The 22395-nt window shown below is 71.0% G+C and carries 29 protein-coding genes and 1 pseudogene; 8 read left to right on the forward strand and 22 right to left on the reverse strand.

Annotation, left to right across the window (positions count from 1 at the left end; genetic code table 11):
* On the reverse strand, nt 1–881 hold an 881-nt coding region (locus ACIA5F_RS29290), incomplete at its 3' end, for a lytic transglycosylase domain-containing protein (RefSeq protein ID WP_399358168.1).
* A gap of 515 nt (nt 882–1396) precedes the next feature.
* Between ACIA5F_RS29290 and ACIA5F_RS29295 the strand changes: the two are divergent.
* Nucleotides 1397–1645 (forward strand): annotated as a pseudogene (locus ACIA5F_RS29295) (thioredoxin domain-containing protein); the annotation flags it as partial.
* A gap of 47 nt (nt 1646–1692) precedes the next feature.
* Nucleotides 1693–2007 carry a DsbA family protein gene (locus ACIA5F_RS29300; RefSeq protein ID WP_399358170.1) on the forward strand — a complete coding sequence of 105 codons (315 nt, stop codon included), beginning with the start codon at nt 1693–1695 and terminating at the stop codon, nt 2005–2007.
* 96 nt (nt 2008–2103) lie between these two features.
* Here the strand turns inward: ACIA5F_RS29300 and ACIA5F_RS29305 are convergent, their stop codons facing one another.
* From ACIA5F_RS29305 to ACIA5F_RS29315, 3 genes are all read right to left on the reverse strand, one after another.
* Entirely contained in the window at nt 2104–3735 is a 1632-nt protein-coding gene (locus tag ACIA5F_RS29305; protein ID WP_399358172.1) for an alpha/beta hydrolase, read from the reverse strand.
* A 190-nt stretch (nt 3736–3925) separates the two neighbouring features.
* Nucleotides 3926–4417, reverse strand: coding sequence for a hypothetical protein (locus tag ACIA5F_RS29310; RefSeq protein ID WP_399358173.1), 492 nt, complete (start codon nt 4415–4417; stop codon nt 3926–3928).
* Nucleotides 4418–4556: 139 nt separating this feature from the next.
* A complete protein-coding gene (locus tag ACIA5F_RS29315) occupies nt 4557–5027 on the reverse strand; it encodes an ATP-binding protein (protein ID WP_399358175.1) in 471 nt (156 codons plus the stop codon).
* A gap of 152 nt (nt 5028–5179) precedes the next feature.
* On the opposite strand from ACIA5F_RS29315, the gene ACIA5F_RS29320 reads away from it, so the two are divergent.
* Genes ACIA5F_RS29320 through ACIA5F_RS29335 form a run of 4 tightly spaced genes read left to right on the forward strand, consistent with a single transcriptional unit; the run spans nt 5180 to nt 6631 of the window.
* Nucleotides 5180–6079, forward strand: a complete 900-nt coding sequence (locus tag ACIA5F_RS29320) for a helix-turn-helix domain-containing protein (protein WP_399358177.1) — start codon at nt 5180–5182, stop codon at nt 6077–6079.
* Nucleotides 6076–6261, forward strand: a complete 186-nt coding sequence (locus ACIA5F_RS29325) for a DUF397 domain-containing protein (RefSeq protein ID WP_399358179.1) — start codon at nt 6076–6078, stop codon at nt 6259–6261. Before ACIA5F_RS29320 ends, ACIA5F_RS29325 begins: the two co-directional genes overlap by 4 nt.
* Nucleotides 6258–6443 carry a DUF397 domain-containing protein gene (locus ACIA5F_RS29330; protein ID WP_399358181.1) on the forward strand — a complete coding sequence of 62 codons (186 nt, stop codon included), beginning with the start codon at nt 6258–6260 and terminating at the stop codon, nt 6441–6443. Before ACIA5F_RS29325 ends, ACIA5F_RS29330 begins: the two co-directional genes overlap by 4 nt.
* Nucleotides 6440–6631, forward strand: coding sequence for a DUF397 domain-containing protein (locus tag ACIA5F_RS29335; RefSeq protein ID WP_399358183.1), 192 nt, complete (start codon nt 6440–6442; stop codon nt 6629–6631). The genes ACIA5F_RS29330 and ACIA5F_RS29335 overlap by 4 nt, the downstream gene beginning before the upstream one ends.
* Nucleotides 6632–6714: 83 nt before the next feature.
* Here ACIA5F_RS29335 and ACIA5F_RS29340 read toward each other — a convergent pair whose 3' ends face one another.
* The 10 genes from ACIA5F_RS29340 to ACIA5F_RS29385 all read right to left on the reverse strand — a co-directional run bounded on the left by ACIA5F_RS29340 (nt 6715) and on the right by ACIA5F_RS29385 (nt 13263).
* Nucleotides 6715–7035 (reverse strand): hypothetical protein, encoded by a 321-nt coding sequence (locus ACIA5F_RS29340; RefSeq protein WP_399358185.1) that lies wholly within the window; start codon nt 7033–7035, stop codon nt 6715–6717.
* Nucleotides 7001–7192, reverse strand: coding sequence for a hypothetical protein (locus ACIA5F_RS29345; RefSeq protein ID WP_399358187.1), 192 nt, complete (start codon nt 7190–7192; stop codon nt 7001–7003). Before ACIA5F_RS29345 ends, ACIA5F_RS29340 begins: the two co-directional genes overlap by 35 nt.
* Before the next feature lie 234 nt (nt 7193–7426).
* Nucleotides 7427–7720, reverse strand: coding sequence for a hypothetical protein (locus ACIA5F_RS29350; RefSeq protein ID WP_399358228.1), 294 nt, complete (start codon nt 7718–7720; stop codon nt 7427–7429).
* Nucleotides 7721–7864: 144 nt separating this feature from the next.
* Nucleotides 7865–8206, reverse strand: a complete 342-nt coding sequence (locus tag ACIA5F_RS29355) for a hypothetical protein (RefSeq protein ID WP_399358189.1) — start codon at nt 8204–8206, stop codon at nt 7865–7867.
* Nucleotides 8172–8396, reverse strand: a complete 225-nt coding sequence (locus ACIA5F_RS29360) for a hypothetical protein (protein WP_399358191.1) — start codon at nt 8394–8396, stop codon at nt 8172–8174. Before ACIA5F_RS29360 ends, ACIA5F_RS29355 begins: the two co-directional genes overlap by 35 nt.
* A gap of 189 nt (nt 8397–8585) precedes the next feature.
* A complete protein-coding gene (locus ACIA5F_RS29365; RefSeq protein WP_399358193.1) occupies nt 8586–9926 on the reverse strand; it encodes a dicarboxylate/amino acid:cation symporter in 1341 nt (446 codons plus the stop codon).
* A gap of 436 nt (nt 9927–10362) precedes the next feature.
* Nucleotides 10363–10662 carry a DUF4229 domain-containing protein gene (locus ACIA5F_RS29370; protein ID WP_399358230.1) on the reverse strand — a complete coding sequence of 100 codons (300 nt, stop codon included), beginning with the start codon at nt 10660–10662 and terminating at the stop codon, nt 10363–10365.
* Between the two features lie 147 nt (nt 10663–10809).
* Nucleotides 10810–11334 (reverse strand): GNAT family N-acetyltransferase, encoded by a 525-nt coding sequence (locus ACIA5F_RS29375; protein WP_399358195.1) that lies wholly within the window; start codon nt 11332–11334, stop codon nt 10810–10812.
* A gap of 210 nt (nt 11335–11544) precedes the next feature.
* Complete coding sequence (mqnE, locus tag ACIA5F_RS29380; RefSeq protein ID WP_399358232.1) at nt 11545–12708, reverse strand: aminofutalosine synthase MqnE; 1164 nt, start codon at nt 12706–12708, stop codon at nt 11545–11547.
* Nucleotides 12709–12807: 99 nt separating this feature from the next.
* The gene (locus ACIA5F_RS29385) at nt 12808–13263 is read right to left on the reverse strand and encodes an Lrp/AsnC family transcriptional regulator (RefSeq protein WP_281206151.1); all 456 of its coding nucleotides are present in this window, start codon (nt 13261–13263) and stop codon (nt 12808–12810) included.
* 122 nt (nt 13264–13385) lie between these two features.
* Between ACIA5F_RS29385 and ACIA5F_RS29390 the strand changes: the two genes are divergently transcribed.
* Nucleotides 13386–13520: a hypothetical protein gene (locus tag ACIA5F_RS29390; RefSeq protein WP_399358197.1), complete on the forward strand. Its 135-nt coding sequence runs from the start codon at nt 13386–13388 to the stop codon at nt 13518–13520.
* A 57-nt stretch (nt 13521–13577) separates the two neighbouring features.
* On the opposite strand, the gene ACIA5F_RS29395 is transcribed toward ACIA5F_RS29390, so the two are convergent.
* The 4 genes from ACIA5F_RS29395 to ACIA5F_RS29410 are packed head-to-tail and all read right to left on the reverse strand — an operon-like array spanning nt 13578 to nt 17367.
* Nucleotides 13578–14372, reverse strand: coding sequence for a UbiX family flavin prenyltransferase (locus tag ACIA5F_RS29395; RefSeq protein WP_399358199.1), 795 nt, complete (start codon nt 14370–14372; stop codon nt 13578–13580).
* 45 nt (nt 14373–14417) lie between these two features.
* Nucleotides 14418–15377 carry a menaquinone biosynthesis prenyltransferase MqnP gene (gene mqnP, locus ACIA5F_RS29400; RefSeq protein ID WP_399358201.1) on the reverse strand — a complete coding sequence of 320 codons (960 nt, stop codon included), beginning with the start codon at nt 15375–15377 and terminating at the stop codon, nt 14418–14420.
* Complete coding sequence (locus tag ACIA5F_RS29405; RefSeq protein ID WP_399358203.1) at nt 15374–15916, reverse strand: hypothetical protein; 543 nt, start codon at nt 15914–15916, stop codon at nt 15374–15376. The genes mqnP and ACIA5F_RS29405 overlap by 4 nt, the downstream gene beginning before the upstream one ends.
* Nucleotides 15913–17367 carry a menaquinone biosynthesis decarboxylase gene (locus tag ACIA5F_RS29410; protein ID WP_399358205.1) on the reverse strand — a complete coding sequence of 485 codons (1455 nt, stop codon included), beginning with the start codon at nt 17365–17367 and terminating at the stop codon, nt 15913–15915. Before ACIA5F_RS29410 ends, ACIA5F_RS29405 begins: the two co-directional genes overlap by 4 nt.
* 90 nt (nt 17368–17457) lie before the next feature.
* Here ACIA5F_RS29410 and ACIA5F_RS29415 point away from each other — a divergent pair, with 90 nt between their 5' ends.
* Complete coding sequence (locus tag ACIA5F_RS29415; RefSeq protein WP_399358206.1) at nt 17458–17748, forward strand: PLD nuclease N-terminal domain-containing protein; 291 nt, start codon at nt 17458–17460, stop codon at nt 17746–17748.
* Between the two features lie 256 nt (nt 17749–18004).
* Here ACIA5F_RS29415 and ccsB read toward each other — a convergent pair whose 3' ends face one another.
* The 4 genes from ccsB to ACIA5F_RS29435 are packed head-to-tail and all read right to left on the reverse strand — an operon-like array spanning nt 18005 to nt 22276.
* Nucleotides 18005–19090, reverse strand: a complete 1086-nt coding sequence (gene ccsB / locus ACIA5F_RS29420) for a c-type cytochrome biogenesis protein CcsB (protein ID WP_399358208.1) — start codon at nt 19088–19090, stop codon at nt 18005–18007.
* A complete protein-coding gene (locus ACIA5F_RS29425; RefSeq protein ID WP_399358210.1) occupies nt 19087–20841 on the reverse strand; it encodes a cytochrome c biogenesis protein ResB in 1755 nt (584 codons plus the stop codon). Before ACIA5F_RS29425 ends, ccsB begins: the two co-directional genes overlap by 4 nt.
* 24 nt (nt 20842–20865) lie before the next feature.
* Nucleotides 20866–21642: a cytochrome c biogenesis CcdA family protein gene (locus ACIA5F_RS29430; protein ID WP_399358212.1), complete on the reverse strand. Its 777-nt coding sequence runs from the start codon at nt 21640–21642 to the stop codon at nt 20866–20868.
* Nucleotides 21643–21646: 4 nt separating this feature from the next.
* Nucleotides 21647–22276 (reverse strand): TlpA family protein disulfide reductase, encoded by a 630-nt coding sequence (locus tag ACIA5F_RS29435; RefSeq protein WP_399358214.1) that lies wholly within the window; start codon nt 22274–22276, stop codon nt 21647–21649.
* Nucleotides 22277–22395: the final 119 nt, after the last annotated feature.

Below are 22395 nucleotides of genomic sequence, written 5' to 3' on the forward strand. Positions count from 1 at the left end.
GGCTTCGGCGCCGTCGGGGTCGTCGGCGTGGTCGGCCTCGGCGTCGTGGGGCGCGGGGTGGGCAGGGTGCCCGACGGCGCGGTCGGGTAGTTCCCGGCCGGCGGGTTCGGGATCTGGCCGGCGCCCCCGGCCTGGTACTGCCGCATGTAGCCGAGCACGGTGTTCACGTACTCGCGGGACCTGTTGTAGCTGAGGATCGCCTTGTCGAGCTTGGCCGGGTCCGAGAGGTTCCGGTCGCCCGCGCAGAGGTAGAGGCCCGCGCCGAGGGCGGCGTCGTAGATGTTGTTCGGGTCGCGCTGGCCGTCACCGCTGCCGTCCGCGCCCCAGGTCGCCCAGGTGGAGGGGATGAACTGCATCGGGCCCACGGCCCGGTCGTACTCGGCGTCCGCGTCCCATTTGCCCTTGTCGGTGTCGCGGATCTCCGCGAAGCCGTTGCCGTCGAGGCGGGGGCCGCGGATCGGCCGGTCGGTGTAGCCGTCCGCCTTGAGCCCGTAGCCGGAGGCGTGCACGGACTCGACCCGGCCTATGCCCGCGAGCAGTTGCCAGGGCAGTTTGCAGCCGGGCAGCGCGGCGGCCACGGAGAGTTCGGCGCGGTGGTAGGCGTCCAGGGCGGTCGCGGGTATGCCGCTGGCGTCGCCGCCCGTGGCTGCGCCGGTACCGGTGCCCGGGTTCGCGGGCGGGTCCGCGAGCGGGGCGGGCAGGTCCAGCCGGGCGTCACCGCGTTCGGTGGCCTGGGGACTGTCCGGGGTGGGTTCGGACTCGCCCGCGTCGGCGGTCGACGGACTGGTCACGACTGCGGCGGTGGTCAGGCTGGCCGCGAGCGCGGCGGTGCACAGGACCTTGCGCGAAGTGTTGACGAGGTGACGGTGAAGCGGCTTCACAGTGCGGCGATCCCCCCAAGGCGGCCGTCAAATCGCACGGCAGGACGAGCCGTGAGTACCCCCTTGTCTATCAGGTATCTCATTCCGACTCGCCGCCGCAAGGGGAGATATCCGGGAAATATGACGCACCATTGGCCTCCGCTTCACCCGGGGCCCCGGTCCGGACGGAACCGTCCGGGCCTCCCGGCCGGGCGGAGACGGGACCTAAGCCCTAACCGGTTCGTCCCAATGATCCCCGTTTTCCGCCTGCTTGGTTCTTAGGCTGGCTCCATGGCGAGCAGCAGCGAGAAGGACGGGGCCGCGCGGCCCGGGACCGCCTCCGCACGGGGCGCGCGGCGCGGGCCCGGCGTACGGGGCTGCGCGGACGGCTCCTCACCGGCGGCGGGCTGGCGGCCGTACTGGCCCTCACGGCCGGGGTCGGCGCGTACGCGGCGCGGTCCGGCGGCGCCGGTGACCCCGACGGGCCAGGCGGTTCAGGTGGTTCAGGTGGTTCAGACGGGAACGGCGGGAGCGGGGTGGCCGGGAGGCCCTTCGTCCGGCCCGCGCACACCAGTGGCGAGGACGGGATCGTCGTCCCGTACGGCAGGGCCGACGCCCCCCGGACGCTCACCGTCTGGCTGGACCCGCGCTGCCCGTACTGCGCGGGCTTCGAACAGGGCCTGGGCCGCACGGTCAAGGAGCAGGCGGACGCGGGAGCGTACAAGGTCGAGTACCGCTTCGCGACCTTCCTGGACGGCGCGCTCGGCGGCGGCAAGGGCTCCCACCGGGCCGTCAACGCCCTGGGCGCGGCGGTGGACGAGAGCCCGGAGAAGTGCGTGGAGTACCTCCGGTCCTCTTCGCGAACCACCCGCGGAAGGAGTCGCAGGACACGTTCGCCTCCACCGCGACCCTGCTGGAGCTGGCGGACCAGGTTCCGGGGCTGCGGACACCGGAGTTCAACAAGGCCGTCAAGGAACTGACCTACATGCCGTGGGTGGACAAGGTGGGCCGCGCCTTCCACGAGGAGAGGATGAACGGCACCCCGGCGGTCTTCATCGACGGCAGGAAGATCCGCGTCAACTCGGGCGAGGGCATCGCCTCGGTCACCCCGGCCGAGTTCACCCGCCAGATCGCCGGAACCGGCTGACGGGCGCCCGGTGGACTGCCCGGGGTGACCGGCCGGTGGACTGCCCGGGGCGGCGCCGGCCGGGGTGACCGGCGGTCAGCCGTCCGCCGTCAGCCGTCAGCCGTTCGCCGGGCAGGAGCGGGTGGTGCCCGGCAGGTGGCCTTCGGTCAGGAAGCGGTTCACGTAGCCGCGTACGCACGGCGAGGACGCGTAGGCGGTGTGGCCGTCGCCCTCGTACTCCAGGACCACCGCCGGGCCCAGGCGCCGGGCGGTCTCCTCGGCCCACTCGTACGGGGTGGCCGGGTCGCCCCGGGTGCCGACCAGCAGCATCGGCGGGACACCGGCCGGGTGGTCGATGCGCCGGATGAACTCGGTGCCCGGCGGGCGCCCGTAGCAGGAGAGCACGGTCATCAGCTGCCTCGGCCCGAAGACCTGCGAGGCCCGCACGAACGCGGCCCTCAGCTCGGCCAGTTCCTTCTCCACGGCCGTCGGGCTGACCTTGTCCGCGCTGCGGTCCGGGTCGTCGGCGCAGTTCACGGCGGCGAGGGCGGCCTCGGCATTGTCGGCGGGCACCGCGCCGGGGCCGTCGGCCCGGCCCTGCCCGCCGTCGCCGTCGCCGTCCCCACCCTCCTGGTCCCCGTCCCCGTCCTCCTCCCCGTCCTGGTCCTGGGACGGGTTCGCGGGGCCGCCGAGCTGGAGCAGGCCGACCGGGTCGCCCCGCGACTCGGCCAGGGCCAGGCTCTCGGCGAGCGCGGGCCACATGCGCGGGGAGTACAGGGCGGCGGCGATGGCCGTGACCGCGTCCTGCCCGGTGAAGTACGAGCCGTCCTGCCCGGTCAGCGGCGCCCGGTCGAGCCGCGCCACGAGGGCCTCGACCTTCTGCGCGGCGGCGCGGGCGTCCGTCCCGTAGACACAGCCCCGCCGACGGGTGCACCAGGTGAGGAAGTTGTCCAGCGCGCGCTGCTGGGCGCGGGCCGAGACGAGGGCCTGTTCGGTGAGGGACTCGGAGAGCGTGTCGACTCCGTCGAGGACCATCCGGCCGGTGGTACGGGGGTACTGGGCGGCGTACACCGCGCCGAGCCGGGTCCCGTAGGAGAAGCCGAGGTAGTTCAGCTTCCGGTCGCCCAGCACCCGGCGGATGACGTCCAGGTCGCGGGCGACGTTGACGGTGCCGATGTACGGGAGGACCGGGCCGGAGGCCAGCTCGCACCGCCGGACCACCGCGCGCAGGGCGGCGAGTTGCGAGGCGGCGTCGGCTCCGGCCGCGTCCTCGATCTCCTGGGAGCCGGCGCAGCTGACGGGCTCGCTGTGGCCGACCCCGCGCGGGTCGAAGGTGACGAGGTCGTAGCGCTCGCCGAGTTCCGCGAAGGCCGTGGGGTCGGCGGCGAGGTTCTCGATGCCCGGGCCGCCTGGGCCGCCGTAGTTCAGCAGCAGCGAGCCGAGCGGCTCGCCCGGTCCGGTGGCCCGTATGCGGGCCAGGGCCACCTTGAGGGTGCCCTTGCCGGGGGCGTCGTAGTCGAGCGGGACGCTCACGCTCGCGCACCGCATCCCGGCGGGCACCGCCGCGTCGGGGGCCCCGGGTGTCCCGGGGCAGTCGCCCCAGCGGAGGCGCTGGCCGCGGAACCGTTCCAGCGGATCGGCGGCGGCGGGCGGCGGGGGTGTGGTGGCCGGGGTCCCGGCGGGGGCCGGGGGCGGGGCGGCGCCGAGGGAGGCCAGGAGGAGCAGACAGGCGGCGGGAAGGGTCCTCACCCGGGCGGCCCGGGCGGCGGGGGCGGACGCGGGGCCGGTACGGGTTCCCGCGCGGGGGCGCTCTGCGGGGCGGGGGCCGGATCGGCCTGCGGTACGGGCCCGGGGTCGGCCCCCGGTATGGGAACGGTCCCCGGTACGGGCTCGGGATCGGCGCACTGCACCCTCCTCGGGCGGCGTCCCCCCGGACCAGTCAGCCCACCATAGACGCGCCCCGGGCCCCCCGCCCGGCGGAGGCGGAGGGGCCGGGCGGGGCTGCGGGGGCCTGGGCAGGGCTGCCGGGGCGGTGGCGTCCGTCCCGGGCGGCTCGGCCTTCCTCATCGAGGCGGGCCGGCTCGGGGATGTCCTCGGCCGGGGTGAAACCGCTGAAATCGCCCCGCTCCAGCCTGCGGAACACCTCGTCCTGGTGAGCCACCAGATCCGGCCGGGTCTTCATCGCCCAGCCCCCGAGCTCCAGGTACAACCCCTCGACCGGAGTGTTCTCCACGGCGCTGTCGAAGGCGGCCACCAGCTCGGGCGGGAGCGCCCGCCGGATGTCCCCGACCGTCGCGGGCAGGGCGATCTGTTCACTGCCGACGTAGGTGTAGAACGACGGCCGGTCGGACTGGGGCTGCGGCTGCGGCTGCGGCTGCGGCTGCGGCTGCGGCTGCGGCTGCGGCTGCGGCTGCGGCTGTGACGATGACAAGGGGGCTCCTCACGGTCCTCCGGCGGGTGGTCCCGGCCCGGGGCGGCAATATCCCCACAACCACGGTCCGCCGGAGACTGTCCTCCCCGACCGTTCACCCGAACGGTCCAGCCCTGCCCCCGGCGGGACCCGTACACCGTCACGGGCCGGGGGTCGGCTCCCGCCACCATCCGGGCAGGTCCAGTTCCGCCCAGACCTCCTTGCAGGGCGGCGGCCCCTGCTCGACGCCCCACCGGTCGGCGATCTCGTCCACCAGCACGAGCCCCCGTCCGCCCTCCGTCGCTCCGGCCCCGCCGTCCGGCCCGTCCGCGTCGGCCGCCCCGTCCGCCTCGCGGATGCGCGGAATCCGGTCACCCCGGGGATCGACCACCGCGACCCGGATCATGGCCCCGCCGAGGGTGAGCGCCAGCCGGAAGTCCCGCCCCGGTACCCGCCCGTGCGTCACCGCGTTGGCGGCCAGCTCGGCCACGATCATCGCGGGCGCCTCCGGGGGCACCCCCCAGACGCCGAGCTTCTCGACGGTCAGCAGCCGGGCCTGCCGGGCGCCACGGGGCGTGGCGGCGAGCTGGATCTCGAAATGACGTGCGGTTTCACCGATTTGAGTATTCACATCACTTAGCGTGGCGGCTCCTGCCTACCGTGGGAAGTGGCAACACCCCTGAGTCAGTTGGTTGTCCGGCCCTGTCGGGTGCTGTCACGTATGTCCGGAGTGCCCTACGGGCACGGAGCGTTGAGGAAATCAGCACGTCGGAGGTGGACCGCATGAGCATGGACGTGAATGTGGATACGGGCACGGAGACGGACGCGGAGGTGGACGGCGACGGCACGGAGGACGCGGGCTGGGGCGTCGACCCCGAGGACGAGCAGGGGGTGGCGGTCCTGGCCGCGCTGGGCCGCCAGCTCAAGTCCTGGCGCGAGGCGGCGGGCCTGCGGGCCGCCGACTTCGGGACGGCGATCGGCTACGGGGAGGACCTCGTCCGCAAGGTCGAATCGGGCAAGCGCATCCCCCGCCCGGAGTACCTGGACAGGGCCGACGAGGTCCTGAAAGCGGGCGGCCGGATCAAGGCGATGAAGGCGGACACGGAACAGATCCGCTACCCGACCAAGGTCCGGGGGCTGGCCAAGCTGGAGAACCGGGCGGTCGAGGTGTCCGCCTACAGCAACCACAACATCCACGGCCTGTTGCAGACGGACGACTACGCGCGGGCCCTGTTCGAAATGTGGCAGCCGCCCCAGACTAAGGCGCAGATAGAGCGGGGCATGGTTGCCCGAATGGCCCGTCGATCGATCTTCGACCGGTCTCCGGCTCCCGCACTCAGCTTCGTCCAAGAAGAGGTGACGCTCCGACGCCGGATCGGGGGGACAATGGTGATGCGCGGGCAACTCGAACGACTGTTGGAGGTAGCCAAGTTGCGGCATGTGACGATCCAGGTCATGCCTACTGACCTGGAAGAGCATGCGGGGATGGGCGGTCTGATCGAGGTGCTGAAGTTCGCGGACGGATCAGCAGTTGGCCGCTCGGAGGGAGCGTTCAACGGCCGCCCCGTCTCCGACCCGAGGCGACTCCGAGTTCTTGAGCAATGCCATGCCATGATCCGATCTCAGGCTCTCACGCCACGGGAGTCCGTCGAATTCATCGAACGAGTACTGGGAGAGACATGATCCACAACTCCGAGCTGGACTGGTTCAAGAGCAGCTACAGCAGCAGCGGCGACGTCAACGACTGCGTCGAGGTGGCCAACGCCCCCTCCACGATCCACGTCCGCGACACCAAGACCCCTCACGGCCCCCAGCTCGCCTTCAGCCCTGACGCCTGGATCGGATTCGTGGAGCACACCTCATGACCCGCGCCACCGGGCTGGACTGGTTCAAGAGCAGCCACAGCAGCGGCAGCGAAGGCGACTCCTGCGTCGAGGTCGCTACCAGGCCCGGCGCGGTGTACGTGCGCGACTCCAAGGACGACCAGAGCCCCCACCTGGCCTTCGCCCCGCAGGCATGGGCGGGCTTCGTGGAGGGCGCGTCATGAGCGGAAGCGAACGGCTGAGCTGGTTCAAGAGCAGCCACAGCGACAGCGGAGACATCAACGACTGCGTGGAGGTGGCCCACACCCCCACCACGATCCACGTCCGCGACACCAAGACCCCCCGGGGACCCCGCCTGACCTTCACGCCCCGCACCTGGACCGGCTTCGTCTCGTACGCCTCCGGCCACTGAACCACCCCGCCCCCCGCCCCGCCGGAAGCCGTCCGGCGGGGCGGGGGCCGGCGCGGTGCGGGCGGGAGGCGTCGGCTGGACCCCTACTCGGGCGGTCTCACCACGGCCGGTGTGGCCATGTGGTTCTTGTCCAGATCGAAATGGTCCAGCTCCACGCTGCGGACCAGGACCCCCGGGAAGTCCTCGAAGAAGCCCAGCGCTTCCGCAACGGCCTCGGTCAGGGTCCCGGCCTGGAAGAGGCAACTGAACTCCGCGTGTCCGGGACTCTCCACCAGCGAGATCCGCCCGTCGTTGAAACGGTCGAGACCATCCAGCGTGTCCGACTGCTCCGCAGTCAGCGGCTCCTGGAGGTGCAGGGTGAACCACCAGTCACACACAGCCTCGGTGCTTGTCGGTGAAGCCATCGATCTTCTTCGCCTCGTCTCCTGTGTTCCGGGGAGTTCCGTGCACGGTGTGAGTCTTGCTGCACGGACAGCAAAGCACCCACCCCCACCTATGCCGGTTCTTGTCGTGCGTCACCTTGAGCCCGGCCGCCTCCGCCCGCTTGAGCGCCGCCTCCACGTCCTTCTTCTAATGCCGGTCGCCGATTCCCATAGCCGTACGTCCTACTCGCCGGCCGCGAGGAAGACGCGGAATCCGGGCCGCAGCCACCCGATCGAGCTACCGCTCCCGGCGCGAGCACGACCAACGAAGCCGGCAGAGCCTCCAGGACCCTCACCCGCCCCCGCCCCGCCGGAAGCCGTCCGGTGGGGCGGGGGTCCGGCGCGGTGCAGGCGGGAGGCGTCGGCTGGACCTCTACTCGGGCGGTCTCACCACGGCCGGTGTTGCCATCCCGTTCTCCTCCAGCTCTCGTGGCCCCAGTTCCACACTGCGAACCAGGACACCGGGAAGCTGATCGAACAGACTCAGCGCCTCCGCGACAGCCCCGGTCAGCGTCCCGGCCGCAAAGGTGCACCAGAACTCGGCCGTGCCCGGGCCCTCGACCAGCGAGATCCTTCCGTCGTTGAAACACTCCAGGTGGTCCCGGAGATCTGACTGTCCGGCCGTCAACGGCGCGTCCGCATGCAGGGTGAAGTGCCACTCACGCACAGCCACGGTGGCCCTTGATGAAGCCATCACTCTTCTTCGCCTCGTCTCCCTGGCTCTGCGGGGTGCACTGAACGCGGCACTTCTACAGACGAAAAGCCCTCAGCACCCTCAAACGGTCATGCTGGGGCTTCAAGTTCAGAAGTCTCAGCACACGTCAGCAAGCGGCGGTACCTGCACAACGGCGGCCGTGGCCATGTCGTTCTCGTCCAGCGCGATGGCGTTCAGCTCGACACTGCGCACCAGCACGCCGGGAAGATCCTCAAAGCGGCTCAGGGCGTCCGCGATGGCTTCGGTGAGGGTTGCGGCTGGGATGACGCACATGAACCGGCTGTACCCCGGACGCTCAGCCAGCCCGATGCCGCCCTCGTGGAAGCGGTCAAGCCCGTCCAAGAGGTCCGACTGCTGAGGGGTGAGCGGAGCATCGAGGACAAGGTTGAAGTGCCACGGACGCTCAGACACAGTTCTGGTGATCCTTGATGAAGCCATAGATCTTCCTCGCCTCGTCTCCGGTGTTCCTAGGCGTGCATGAGATGCGCACGTGATCATTGCAGGGACAGCAGAGGACGAGCCCCCAATTGTGGCGGTTCTTGTTGTGCGTCACCTTGAGCCCGGCCGCCTCCGCCCGCTTGAGCGCCGCCTCCACGTCCTTCTTCTGGTGCCGGTCGCCGATTCCCATAGCCGTACGTCCTACTCGCCAACAGCGAGGAAGACGCGGAATCCGGGCCGCAGCCACCCGATCGAGCTACCGCTCCCGGCGCGCCCCCGGCCCCCGCCCCCCGGGCGTGAAAAACCCCGGCCCCCGCCCGGACGGGGGCGGGGGCCGGGGTGGGCCGGGGGTGGGTCAGGCGGGTGACCGGGGCCGGGGTCAGGCGGAGACGGGGACCTTCGGGGCCGGGATCGGCGCCGGGGCCGGGGCGCGGTCCTCGTCCAGGGCGCCGGAGGCGGAGGCGTAGGCCACCTTGTCCAGGATTCCCTCGCGGGCCGCGACGATGACCGGGACCACGGCCTGGCCGGCGACGTTAGTGGCGGTGCGCATCATGTCGACGATCGGGTCGATCGCCATCAGCAGGCCGACGCCCTCCAGGGGCAGGCCCAGGGTGGAGAGGGTCAGGGTCAGCATGACGGTGGCACCGGTGAGGCCCGCCGTGGCGGCCGAGCCGACCACCGAGACGAAGGCGATCAGCAGGTAGTCGGTGATCGTCAGCTGGACGTCGAAGATCTGCGCGATGAAGATCGCGGCGAGCGCCGGGTAGATCGCGGCGCAGCCGTCCATCTTGGTCGTGGCGCCGAAGGGGACCGCGAAGGAGGTGTACTCCTTCGGGACGCCGAGGCGCTCGGTGACCTTCTGGGTGACCGGCATGGTGCCGACCGAGGAGCGGGAGACGAACGCGAGCTGGATCGCGGGCCAGGCGCCCTTGAAGAACTGGAGCGGGCTGACCTTGGCGACGGTGGCCAGCAGCAGCGGGTAGACGCCGAACATCACGATCGCGCAGCCGATGTACACGTCGGCGGTGAAGGTGGCGTACTTGCCGATCAGGTCCCAGCCGTACGTGGCGATCGCGGTGCCGATGAGGCCGATGGTGCCGATCGGGGCGAGGCGGATGACCCACCACAGGGCCTTCTGGAGCAGCTCCAGGATGGATTCGGCGACGTTCAGCACCGGCTGCGCCTTGGAGCCGAGCTGGAGGGCGGCGATACCGGCGACGGCGGCCAGGAAGACGATCTGGAGGACGTTCAGCTCGGTGAAGGGCGTGATGACGTCCTTCGGCACGATGCCGGTCAGGAAGTCGAGCCAGGAGCCGGTGCGCTTGGGCAGCTTGCCGTCCTGCGGGGTGAGGCCGGTGCCCGCGCCCGGGTTGGTCAGCAGGCCGATGCCGATGCCGATGCCGACCGCGATCAGCGACGTGATCATGAACCAGAGCAGGGTCTGCGTGGCGAGCCGCGCGGCGTTGTTGACCTTGCGCAGGTTGGTGATCGACACCAGGATCGCGAAGAAGACGAGCGGCGCGACGGCCAGCTTCAGCAGCTGGACGAAGATGTCACCGACCTGGTCGAGGGTGGTGCGGAGCCAGCTCACGTCCTGGCTTCGGGCTATCCAGCCGAAGAGGACGCCGAGCACCAGACCGGCGATGATCTGGGCCCAGAAGGGGAAGCGGAACGATGCCTTGGCGGGGGCCTTGGCAGGGGCCTTGGGGGTCGCGGACACGGACACTCTCCGGAAGGGACGCACAAACAACTGGCGGACGGTTCTGCGGGGGCGACGCTGTGGCGCTGGTGGCGCTGTTCATGCGGTGCGGCAGCCGGAAAGGGCCGGCCGGGACCACTGCTGTGTCGGTCCAGCTCAGCGGGGAGCGGGAATCAGCGACAACAGCAACAGGCCGCGGAGACGCGGCGGCAGAGGTCGACATGCAGGCGCGCCACGAGCGGAATGCCCGTGATCGTCGGGTACGCCGGACGAGCGGCGGCTGCGGTCAACATGTTGAACACGCTAACACTTCCCCTTTGAGAATCTCAAAGGGCTTCTTTGGGTCCGGGGCGTACGGTACCCGGCGCGGCGGCCCGTGAAACGCCGAAGCCCCAGTGTTACGGGCGGTAAACCCGGCACTGGGGCGGTTCGGTGTGTGAGGAAGCTAACGGGTTCCTTACGGGCGCGCGTGGGCGGCGTCGTCGGCCGCGTCCTCCTGGCTGCGGTTCGCGGCGAGCTTGACCTTCGCATCCGTGACGCGTCCGGAGATCTGCACGGACATCTCGTCGCGCTGCTTGCGCAGGAGGACGAAGGAGAGCGGCGCGGAGAGCACGAGGGCGAGCAGCACGACCCAGGCGGCGTTGGCGTCACCGAGGGCTGAGGGCACCCAGCCCAGCCGGACCAGGCCCGCGACGGCGACGAGGCATCCGACGAAGACGGCCAGCCGCATGGCGGTGTAGCGGATCGTCGCGCTCATCTTGAGGGCCACGGCAACCTCTTCTCTCTCGTCGTCGTCCCTGCTGTACGTCGGAACGTGCCGCTCCAGTGAAACACGCCCGGCCCCGCGCCCGGCCCGCCGGGGTCAGCGCCGCGCCCCACCCGCCCCGCGCCCGGCCCGCCGGGGTCAGCGCAGGGGCAGCAGCATCGTGATGTCGTCGCGGTCGTCGCCCGGGGCGACCCGGACGCCGCCCGGGACGCGGCCGACCTCCTGGTAGCCGCAGGCGGCGTAGAAGCGCTCCAGGCCGGTGCCGCCACGGCAGGCGAGGCGGATCGCGTCGAAGCCGCCGACGGCGCGGGCCGCGGACTCGGTGGCGGCCATCAGCGCGCGGCCCGCGCCCTTGCCCTGGAGGGAGGGGTGGACCATGACGGTGGAGAGCCAGACCCAGTGCCGCAGCAGCCGGTGGGTGTTGGAGACGAGGAACGCCGTCGCGACCACCCGGCCGGCCCCGTCGTGGCCGACGAGCAGGCGGGTGCGGCCCGCCGCCATCGCGGTGAGGTGCTGGTCCAGCTCGGGGCGGATGTCGTCCAGGGTGACGGGCGGGACGAAACCGACGGCCCCGCCCGCGTTGGAGACCTCGGTCCAGAGCGCGGCGACGCCGTCACACAGCTCGGGTCCGACGACCGGATCGAAGGTGAAGGTAAGGGTCATGGGCGCAGGATATCTATTACGCGACACCCAGGACGCGGGCACGTACGGGACGCGGGCACGCGCGAGGCTCGGGCACGCGCGAGGCTCGGACACGCGCCCACCCGGCGGGGCCCGCCCGGCGGGGCCCGCACCCGGACGCGCCCGAGCCCCGGTCCGCTGGGCGGGCCGGGGCTCGGGGCCGTGGCTCTGGGAGGGCCGGAGCGAGGGGCGTCAGACGCGCATCGCCTGCGGGGTCTCGCGCAGGTTCGCGTCCGGGCCCGGGTACTCGCGGATGATCTCGTAGCGCGTGTTGCGCTCGACCGGGCGGAAGCCCGCGTCCCGGATCAGCTCCAGCAGGTCCTCGCGGCCCAGCTTGTTCGGGGTGCCGTAGTTGTCCGCGTCGTGCGTGATCTTGTACTCGACCACCGAGCCGTCCATGTCGTCCGCGCCGTACTGGAGCGCGAGCTGGGCGGTCTGCACGCCGTGCATCACCCAGAAGACCTTGACGTGCGGCACGTTGTCGAAGAGCAGCCGCGAGACCGCGAAGGTCTTCAGCGCCTCGGCGCCGGTCGCCATCGTCGTCCGCGCCTGGAGCTTGTTGCGGACCTTGCCGTCCTTCATGTCCACGAAGTCGTGCTGGTAGCGCAGCGGGATGAAGACCTGGAAACCGCCGGTCTCGTCCTGGAGCTCACGCAGCCGCAGCACGTGGTCCACGCGGTGGCGGGGCTCCTCGATGTGCCCGTAGAGCATGGTCGAGGGGGTCTTGAGGCCCTTGGAGTGCGCGAGCCGGTGGATGCGCGACCAGTCTTCCCAGTGGGTGCGGTGGTCGACGATGTGCTGGCGGACCTCCCAGTCGAAGATCTCCGCACCGCCGCCGGTCAGCGACTCCAGACCGGCCTCGATCAGCTCGTCCAGGATGTCGGAGGCCGACATGCCGGAGATCGTCTCGAAGTGGTGGATCTCGGTCGCCGTGAACGCCTTCAGCGAGACGTTCGGCAGCGCCTTCTTCAGCTCGGAGAGCGAGCGCGGGTAGTAGCGCCACGGCAGGTTCGGGTGCAGACCGTTGACGATGTGCAGCTCGGTGAGGCTCTCGTTCTCCATGGCCTTGGCCAGGCGCACGGCCTCCTCGATGCGCATCGTGTACGCGTCCTTCTCGCCCGGCTTGCGCTGGAACGAGCAGTACGCGCACGAGGCGGTGCACACGTTGGTCATGTTGAGGTGACGGTTGACGTTGAAGTGGACGACGTCACCGTTCTTGCGCGTGCGCACCTCGTGGGCGAGGCCGCCGAGCCAGGCCAGGTCGTCCGACGCGTAGAGGGCGATGCCGTCCTCACGGGTCAGCCGCTCGCCGGAGCGGACCTTCTCCTCCAGCTCGCGCTTGAGCCCTACATCCATGACAGATGCGGTCATCCCGGTCGCCCGCCTTCCCTCTGTGTCCTGCCTGCGTCCTGCGTCCTGCCGCCTGGAATCGTCACCCACCGTACTCTCAGCCCCTCAGCTCTCCTCGGGCAGCTCCCCGACCCGGTTCTCCCACTTGGTGGAGAGCACGATGGTGGTGCGCGTGCGGGAGACGCCCTTGGTCCCCGAGAGCCTACGGATGATCTTCTCCAGGCCGTCGACGTCGCTGGCGCGCACCTTCAGCATGAAGGAGTCGTCGCCCGCGATGAACCAGCAGTCCTCGATCTCGGCGAGGTCGCGCAGCCGCCGGGCCACGTCCTCGTGGTCCGCCGCGTCGGAGAGGGAGATGCCGATCAGCGCCGTGACGCCGAGGCCGAGCTCGGCCGCGGCCACCGTGGCGCGGTAGCCGGTGATGACGCCGGCCGTCTCCAGACGGTTGATCCGGTCGGTGACGCTGGGGCCGGAGAGGCCCACGAGACGGCCCAGCTCCGCGTACGAGGCACGACCGTTCTCCCGGAGTGCCTGGATGAGCTGCCTGTCCACCGTGTCCATTTGCGTGGAGCCTTCCATTATTCGGCGATCCTACGAGACTAGGTATAGAATCTAAGGTACACAGGGTCAACGCCCTGTGAATCTTTCAGCAGATCAATGACGATCTTCAGGAGTGATTCACCGTGTACACGATCGAGATGGCCTACGCGCACATGCGACAGCTCCAGGAGCTGGCCAACCGATCCCGTGCCCACCAGCCTGCCGCCGCCCACCGCGTGGACAAGACCCGCAAGCCGGGCCCGTCCAAGAAGCGCTAGCGACAGCGCCAGTCACGGCGCCGGCGCTGTGAGCTGCGGGTCCTCCCGGCCACGGCACTAACCACCACCGTTCGGACCACCGGCGCCCGAACCGTCGGCGCCCGAACCACCGGCGCCCGAACCACCGGCGCCCGGACCACGGCCGTCCGCCCCTCGGGGAGCGCGGGAGGTGCCCCCGGTCGCCGGGAGGTGGCCTCCCAGCTCCCCCTTCCAGCGGCGGTACAGTCGGTGCGGCACCCCTGCCGCGTCCAGCACCCGCCCCGCGACGAAGTCCACCAGGTCCTGGATGTGCGTCGCCCCCGCGTAGAACGCCGGAGAGGCGGGCAGCACGACCGCGCCCGCCTCGTCCAGCGCCACCAGGTGCTTGAGCGTCTGCCCGTTCAGCGGGGTCTCCCGCACCGCGACCACCAGCCGGCGCCGCTCCTTGAGCGTCACGCTCGCCACACGCTGGAGCAGGTCCTTCGACAGCCCGAGCGCCACTCCCGCCACACAGGCCGTGGAGGCGGGGACGATCAGCATCCCCCGCACGGGGTACGAGCCCGAGCTGGGCCCGGCCGCCAGGTCCCCCGCGCCCCAGTACCGCACCCCGTCGAGGTCCAGGTCCAGGTCACCGAAGGCGTCCGGGGTGCCGTCGGCCCCCCGGGCCAGCCATGCGGCGAGGTCCTCGCGCCAGTGCGCGTCGCGGAAGGAGATCCCGGTCTCGTCCAGCAGGGTCAGCCGCGAGGCCCGGCTGACGACCAGGTCGACGCTCTCCCCCGCGGCCAGCAGCCCGCGGAGCACCGCCGCCGCGTACGGCGTCCCGGACGCCCCCGAAACCCCGACCACCCACGGGGTGCGTTTGCGCTCAGTCATGTGTCCGAGACTATCCGGACACCACGACCACCCCGGTCCGGCGTCCTAGAGGGTGAGACCCCGGGTCAGCAGGTCGAGCAGCGCGCACACGAACAGGGCGATGCCGATGAAGCCGTTGACCGTGAAGAAGGCCCGGTTCAGGCGGGACAGGTCGTGCGGCTTGACGATCGTGTGCTCGTAGAGGAAGGCCGCGACGACGACCGCCAGGCCGGACCAGAAGAACGCCCCCGCGCCGGTGGCGACGGCGTACCAGGCCAGCAGGGCCGTGGCCACCGCGTGCGCGGCGCGGGCGCCCCAGAGCGCGGCCGGGACCCCGAAGCGGGCCGGGACGGAACGGACGCCCTCCGCGCGGTCGGCGGCCACGTCCTGGCAGGCGAAGATCAGGTCGAAGCCGCCGATCCACACCCCGACCGCCAGGCCCAGGACCACCGCGTCCCAGGACCACTCGCCGGTGACGGCCAGCCAGGCCCCGACCGGGCCCATCGCCTGGGCCAGGCCCAGGATGGCGTGCGGGAAGTCCGTGAACCGCTTGCCGTACGGGTAGACCACCATCGGGATCACCGCGACCGGCGCCAGCAGCAGGCAGAGCGGGTTCAGCAGCGCCGCCGAGCCGAGGAAGACGGCCAGCGCGATCCCGGCCCCCGTCCAGGCGGAGCGGACCGAGACCGCGCCCGTCACCAGCTCGCGGCTCGCGGTGCGCGGGTTACGGGCGTCGATCTCGCGGTCGATGATCCGGTTGGCGGCCATCGCGAAGGTCCGCAGGCCCACCATGCAGACCGTGACGAGCAGCAGCGTGCCCCAGTGCACGGTCCGGTCGAGCTGGAACATGGCGGTGAGGGCCGCGATGTAGGCGAAGGGCAGCGCGAAGACCGAGTGCTCGATCATCACGAGCCGCAGGAAGGACTTGACCCGGCCGGCCCGCCGGGGCGCGGGCGCCGGCCCGGCGGTTTCCTCGGCGGACTCGGCGTCCTTGGCGGACTCGGCGCCCTCGGCGGTGTTCGTCACGCGAGTTCTCGCACGAAGTCCCCGAGGTCGGCCAGGAGCACGTCCGTGCTCAGCGGGCCGAGCTCCAGCGTCAGCGGGCCCGCGCCGTCCTCGCCCTCGGGCGGGGTGACCTCGGCGGTGAACGCCCAGCTGTCCCCGTCCACCGGCCGGGCGTCGAGCCGCAGCACGTCCCCGGCCAGCAGGGTGAACGCCTCGGCGCCGCCCAGTTCGGCGGTCAGCCGGACGGCGAAGTCCTCGGCCTCACGGTCGCGCAGGCCGGGCAGCTCGAAGCCGTCGCCCTCGCCCTCACCGTCCTCGGTGAGCAGCGCCCACACGTCGCCCGTGCCCGCGAACTCCTCCGGCGAGACCCCGGCCTCGGCCGCGGCCTGGCGGATCTCGGGGTCGGCGGGGTCGAGGCGCGGGCGGACCAGGGCCACGTAGGTGTCGTCGTCGCCGAGGAAGAGCTGCGGCCCGCCGATGGCGTCCGTGCCCTCCGCGTCCTCCGTGGACGCCGCGTCCGCACCCGATCCGTCCGCGTGCGTCCCGTCCGTCGTGCTCACAGTCCGTATTCCTTCCAGCGCCGGTCGACCAGGGCGGCCGTCGCCGGGTCGGACTCGACCATGTCGGGCCAGCCGCCGTCGCGGGTGTAGCCCTCCTCGGGCAGTTTCCTGGTGGCGTCGATGCCCGCCTTGCCGCCCCAGAACTGCTGGTAGGAGGCGTGGTCCAGGTGGTCCACCGGGCCCTCGACGACGGTGAGGTCGCGGGCGTAGTCGGTGTTGCCCAGCGCCCGCCAGGAGACCTCGTGCAGGTCGTGGACGTCGCAGTCCTTGTCCACCACGATGATCAACTTGGTCAGCGACATCATGTGCGCGCCCCAGATGGCGTGCATGACCTTCTGGGCGTGCTTGGGGTACTTCTTGTCGATCGAGACGATCGCGCAGTTGTGGAAGCCGCCCGACTCCGGCAGGTGGTAGTCCACGATGTCCGGGACGATGATCTTGAGGAGGGGGAGGAAGAAACGCTCCGTCGCACGCCCCAGCGGGCCGTCCTCGGTCGGCGGGCGGCCGACCACGATCGACTGGATCAGCGGGCGCTTGCGCATGGTCACGCAGTCGATCTTCAGCGCCGGAAAGGGTTCCTGCGGGGTGTAGAAGCCGGTGTGGTCGCCGAAGGGGCCCTCCGGGAGCATCTCGCCCGGCTCCAGCCAGCCCTCGATCACGACCTCCGCGTGGGCCGGGACCTGGAGCGGCACGGTCTTGCAGTCGACCATCTCGATCCGCTTGCCCGCGACGAACCCGGCGAAGAGGTACTCGTCGATGTCGCCCGGCAGCGGCGCGGTGGAGGCGTACGTCACGGCGGGCGGGCAGCCGAAGGCGATCGCGACCGGGAGCCGCTCACCGCGCGCGGCGGCGACCGCGTAGTGGTTGCGGCTGTCCTTGTGGATCTGCCAGTGCATGCCGATGGTGCGCTTGTCGTGGCGCTGGAGGCGGTAGAGGCCGAGGTTGCGCACGCCCGTCTCGGGGTGCTTGGTGTGGGTGAGGCCGAGGTTGAAGAAGGAGCCGCCGTCCTTGGGCCAGGTGAACAGCGCCGGGAGCTGGTCGAGGTCCACGTCGTCGCCGGTGAGAACGACCTCCTGGACCGGGGCGTCGCCCTTGACCTTCTTCGGCGGCACGTGGACCACCGAGCCGAGCTTGCCGAACGCCTCGCGGATGCCGACGAAGCCCTGCGGCAGCTCCGGCTTGAGGAGGCCGCCGATCTTCTCGCTGATCTCCGCGTACGACTTGAGGCCCAGGGCCTTCAGGAGGCGGCGGTCGGTCCCGAAGACGTTCATGGCCAGCGGCATCGCCGAGCCCTTGACGTTCTCGAAGAGCAGCGCGGGACCGCCCGCCTTGTTCACTCGGTCGACGATCTCCCCGATCTCCAGATACGGGTCGACTTCGGCCTTGATGCGCGTGAGGTCGCCCTCCCGCTCCAGGGCCCGGAGCAGCGAGCGGAGATCGTCGTAAGCCATAAGAGTCAGTATCCGTCACCCTCTACCCTGGAGACGTCACCGGGGCCCGACGCGGGCCCGCCGCCACTGCCCGGGAGTCGGTCCCACACCGTGCTGCGCTATCTGCCGTTCCTGCTGATCATCGCGCTGACCATCTACACGTTCATCGACTGCCTGAACACACCGGAGGAAGAGGTCAAGCACCTTCCCAAGGTGGTCTGGGTCCTCATCATCCTGCTCTTCTCCATCGTCGGTCCGGCGGTGTGGCTCTTCGCGGGCAAGAAGCGGGCCGCGACGGCCGGTGGCCGGGCGCGCCGGACCCAGTGGGTGGCGCCGGACGACAATCCGGAGTTCCTGCGGTCCCTGCGCGAGGAGAAGGACAAGGACCGGGACAAGGACTGAGTCCCGTTCTGCCCCGTCCCGGCCCTGTTGCCGTCCCGGTCCTGTTGCTTGGACGGCCCTGTTGCCGTCCCGGTCCTGTTGCTTGGACGGTCCTGTTGACGGGACGGTCCTGTTGCTCGGGCGGAACGGGCCGGGGCCCGTCGCCCGGGACCGGGCAGGAGCCGGTCCCGGGCGGCGGGCCCCGGGGAGATCTCGCACACGGCCGGACGCGGTACCCGCGTCCGGCCGTTCCCGTGCGTCGGACGCGTCGGGCGCGTCAGACGCCCGCGTACGAGTGCTTGCCGTTGAGCAGGATGTTCACGCCGTAGTAGTTCCAGATCCAGCAGGCGAAGGCGAAGAGCGCCAGGTAGGCGGCCTTGCGGCCCTTCCAGCCGGCGGTGGCGCGGGCGTGCAGGTAGCAGGCGTACGCCACCCAGGTCACGAAGGACCAGACCTCCTTGGGGTCCCAGCCCCAGAACCGGCCCCAGGCGTCGTCGGCCCAGATCGCGCCCGCGATGATCGTGAACGTCCACAGCGGGAAGACCGCCGCGTTGACGCGGTAGGAGAACTTGTCGAGCGTGGCCGCCGCCGGGAACCGCTCCAGCACCGAGGAGGCGAAGCGGCCCACCGCGCCGCCCCGGGCCAGCTTGGACTCGTAGGAGTCGCGGAGGAGGTAGAGCGCCGTGCCCGCCGCGCCGAGGTAGAAGACGGCGCCGCAGATGATCGCGGTGGAGACGTGAATCCACAGCCAGTACGAGTGCAGGGCCGGGACCAGCTGATCGCTGTCGGTGTAGAGCCAGGTGGTGGCCACGCCGAGGTCCAGCAGGATCGTCGTGATGAGGATCAGGCCGAGCCAGCGGACGTTCTTGCCGAGGGCCAGCAGCAGCAGGTACGCGCCGACCGCCACCGTGGAGAAGGTGATGGAGAACTCGTACATGTTGCCCCAGGGGGCCCGCTGCACGGACATCGCGCGGGCGACCACACCGGCCGCCTCCACCAGGAAGCCGAGCACGGTCATCGAGACCGCGATCCGCCCGTAGAGGTCGCCCTTGACGGTGCCGCCGGCCGCGCCGGGGCCGTCCGGGACGTCGCGGGTGCCGGGGGCGGAGCGGGTGACGATCTTCGGCTTGTCGAGGACGGCCGTGCCCCCCGCCTTCGTCCGTACCCGGACGGCCGGGGCCGCGCCGGCCGCGCCCGCGCCGGTCAGCGCGGCGGCCGTACGGCCCACCTTGCTGCGGCTGCCGAAGCTCCACTCGGCGATGTGGGCGAAGAAGGCGAGCGTGTAGACCGCCATCGACGAATAGACCAGCACGTTGCTGATGTGCGCCAAGTTCTCGTTGGTCGCGGCTGCGAGCGGCGTCATCCGCGCTCTCCTTCGGGGTGTTCTTCGACAGGATCAGGCGCGGTGGGCGCCTGCTGGTTGAGCGCGACGGCCAGCACCGTGAGCTCTTCGGGAAGCCGGGCGGACTCGCTGCGGCCGAGGCCCGCCATCTCGACGACGGTCACGCCGTCCTCGCCGCGCACCGCGCGGACCCAGATCCGGCGGCGCTGGATGAAGAGGGAGGCGGCCAGGCCCGCGACGGCGGCCACCGCGCCCGCCAGCGCCAGACCGGTGGCGGGCTGCTGGGAGACCTGGAAGGTGGCCCAGCGTTCGATGGACTCGAACTTCACGGTGCCCGCGCCGTCCGGCAGGGTCATCGTGTCGCCGGGGAGCAGCATCTGCGAGAACGGGTCGCCGTTCTCCTTGGTGAACTGCTTCATCTTGGTGGTGTCGAGCTGGTACACGTTCTGCGGCAGGCCCGAGTCCACGCCGAGGCTGCCGTGGAAGGCGTTGAGCGCGAGGACGGGGAAGTCCAGGGCCGGGAACTGGGAGAACATCGTGCCCTGGCCCTTGCCGGCGAAGGTCGGCACGAAGCGGGCGGAGAAGCCGAGCTGCTCCTTCTCGCCGTTCTTGTTCCGGTAGCCGTCGGTGACCTTGATCGCGCCCGCGGAGGTGAGGTTCGCGTCCTGGGGCAGCATCGGGACGATGCCCTGGTAGATCTGCTTCCCGGTGGGGTCGGTCACCGAGACGACCGGCGCGTAGCCGTGGCCCAGCAGGTAGATCTTGGCGCCCCCGACGTCCAGGGGATCGTTGACCTCGATCTCGGCGGCCCGGGGCGTGCCGTGGGCGCCGAGCGAGTAGGTGACGTACGCCTTGAAGTCGCGCGGGGTGCCCTTCTGGGGCCCGGTCTTCTCGTAGCTGGCGTCGAACTTGTCCAGGGTGAAGGAGAAGGGCGGCAGGTCGTCGGGGTCGAAGAGGCTGCCGGACCTGAAGTCGTCGTACTGGGTGAGCGTGTTCGAGAAGCCGTGGCCGCGCAGGACGAGCTTGCCGCCCTCGGACTTGAAGAGCTGGCCGGTGGCGAAGGCGACGAGCATCACGATCAGGGCGAGGTGGAAGGCCAGGTTCCCGGCCTCGCGCAGGTAGCCCTTCTCGGCGGCGACGGCGCTGCCGTCCGCCTCGGTCCGGAAGCGGCGCCCGCCCAGGAGGGTCCGCGCGTGGGCGAGGACCTCCTGCGGGGGCCGTTCGGTGCGCCACGTCGTGTAGACGGGCAGCCGGTCCAGCCGCTTGGGGGCGGCGGGCGGACGGCCGCGGAGCTGGCCGACGAACTGCCAGGTGCGCGGGACGATGCAGCCGATCAGCGAGACGAACAGCAGGATGTAGATCGCGGAGAACCACACCGAGCTGTAGACGTCGAAGAGCTGGAGCTTCTCGGCGGCCGGGACCCAGAACTCGTAGGTCTTCTTCCAGTCGGCGACCTTGAGCGGGTCCACCTGGTTCTGCGGGACGAGCGAGCCGGGGATGGAGCCCAGGGAGAGCAGGAAGAGCAGGATCAGCGCCACCCGCATGGAGGTGAGCTGGCGCCAGAACCAGCGGACCCAGCCGGTCACGCCGATGCCGACGGGCGCGGTGGGGCCGTCCTCCAGCGGCGCCGTGGAGAGCTGGGCCCCGGCCGGGCCGAGTGCGGGCTCGGTGGGGTCGTCGGATGTGTGCGGCGCCTCGGTGGGTGCCTCGGTGGGCGCCTTGTCGGGCACCTCGGGGGGCGCCTCGGTGGGCGCCTTGTCGGTCGTACTCATGTCCGTCTCATGTCCGTCGAGTCCTCAGATCCCCACCGTGAAGCCTGTGGTCCAGCCCTGCATGCCGCCGACGATGGTGTCCCACCATCCCGTGACGAGCAGCAGACCGGTGAGGATCAGCATGCCGCCGCCGATGCGCATCACCCACGCGTAGTGCTTCTTCACCCAGCCGAACGCGCCGAGCGCCTTGCGGAAGGCGACCGCGGCGAGGATGAAGGGAAGACCCAGGCCGAGACAGTAGGCGACGGTCAGCAGCGCGCCCCGTCCGGCACTGGCCTGGTCGATGGAGAGGGTGTTCACGGCCGCCAGGGTCGGGCCCATGCAGGGGGTCCAGCCGACGCCGAAGAGCACGCCGAGCACGGGCGCGCCGAGCAGTCCCGCCGTGGGCTTCTTGTGGAAGCGGAACTCGCGCATCGTCAGGCCCGGGATCGCCCCCATGAAGAAGAGGCCGAGGAGGATCACCAGGGCGCCCAGGACGCGGGAGATGACCGTCTTGTTGTCCTGGAGGACGTCCCCGAAGTAGCCGAAGAGCGCGCCGGTCGAGACGAAGACGGCGGTGAAGCCGGCGATGAAGAGGCTCGCCCCGGCCACCATCCGGCCGCGGCGGGCCTCGGCGAGGTCGGCGCCGCTGACGCCGGTCACGTAGGAGAGGTAGCCGGGGACCAGCGGGAGCACGCAGGGCGAGAAGAAGGAGACCAGTCCGGCGAGGACCGAGATGGGCAGGGCCAGCAGCAGGGCGCCGCTGAGGACGGTGGTGTTCACACCGGTGACCTCTGCGGCCAGGAAGAACTCCGCGACCACGAGGTCACTGCTCCGTGAGCAGCGGGTCGATCATCGAACGCAGCTGCTCCTCGTTGACCGCGACCAGGGTGCGGGAGGCGATCCGGCCCTCCTTGTCGAGGACGATCGTGGAGGGGATGGACTGCGCGTTCAGGGTGCCCTTGGGGAAGCGGAGCATCAGCTTGCCGTCGGGGTCGTAGAGGCTCGGGTAGGTGATCCCGTAGTTCTCCTCGAAGGCCAGCGCGTTCTGCTTGCTGGTGTCGCGCGTGTTGAGGCCGACGAAGGCGACGGGCTTGCCCGCCTCGGCCAGCTCCTTGGAGACCTTGGCGAAGTAGGGGGCCTCGGCGCGGCACGGCGGGCACCAGGAGCCCCAGACGTTGAGGACGACGACCTTGCCCTTGAGGGTGGTGGTGTCGAGGGTCTCGCCGCCGACGGTCTCGCCGTCGAGCTTGGGTGCCTCGTCGCGGTCCGCCCGGGCGACGGTGGAGATGCCGCTCGGTCCCGTGACGTAGTTGCCGCCCGCGCTGCCGGCGGGCTTGTCGCCGTCGGAGCCGCAGGCGGTCAGGGTCAGGGCGCCGGCGACGGTCACCGCGGTCAGCAGGATGGCTCGGCCACTGGTCGAGCGGCGGCGACGTGGGGCGCGGCTAAGGCTCATGTGAAAAGTTTCGCATGAGCCGTTCGGCGATCTTCCGCGCCCCCCGGCGGGGTGCGCGGGCCCTGGTCAGGTCCTGGTCAGGTCCTGGTCAGGTCCTGGTCGGGCGGCGTCGGGTGGCG

It is taken from the genome of Streptomyces sp. NPDC051567 (assembly GCF_044454165.1).
Lineage (GTDB): Bacteria > Actinomycetota > Actinomycetes > Streptomycetales > Streptomycetaceae > Streptomyces.